General features: G+C 56.8%; 1 protein-coding gene. It reads right to left on the bottom strand.

The genetic code is table 11. The features are described 5' to 3' along the window. Positions 1 to 68 precede the first annotated feature (68 nt). The gene (locus CRD59_RS07700; RefSeq protein ID WP_113854070.1) at positions 69 to 278 is read right to left on the bottom strand and encodes a hypothetical protein; all 210 of its coding nucleotides are present in this window, start codon (positions 276 to 278) and stop codon (positions 69 to 71) included. Between the last annotated feature and the right edge of the window lie 162 nt (positions 279 to 440).

Genomic DNA, 440 nt, shown 5'->3' with positions numbered 1-440 from the left:
GCACGATGCGTGTGCGCAGGGCTACATGAGCAGAAGAGTCGTGTGCTCGGGAACAACGTGTGTTTATACTATGCGACGTCGCCCACCGATATGTACCGCCACGCGTTCGGGGGCATCGTGGGATGTGTATAAGGGCCAGGCACACCGGCGGTCTGCCGGCCCATGGGGCGCAAGGTCTCGTCATTGGCCTCGAATTTGACGCTCATTCCGTGACGGGAGACCAGGATGATGTCGTCCTGTGCAACGCCCAGGACGACATCATCCTGGTCTCCCGTCACGGAATGAGCGTCAAACTCGAGCTGTGTCTTATACACATCCCCGAGCCCACGAGACAGAGACGGAACTCGGACGCCGTTTGATGCGTGTGAAAAAAAAGAGATGCTGTGTGGCGAGTAAACACTAGTACGAGATGACGACTTAGGCGGTGACCTCATACGATT

Origin of the sequence: Bifidobacterium xylocopae (assembly GCF_003315615.1) — a bacterium.
GTDB classification, from domain to species: domain Bacteria; phylum Actinomycetota; class Actinomycetes; order Actinomycetales; family Bifidobacteriaceae; genus Bombiscardovia; species Bombiscardovia xylocopae.
The sequence above is the reverse complement of the archived record's forward strand: the minus strand, read 5'-3'. Positions and strand labels throughout refer to the sequence as shown.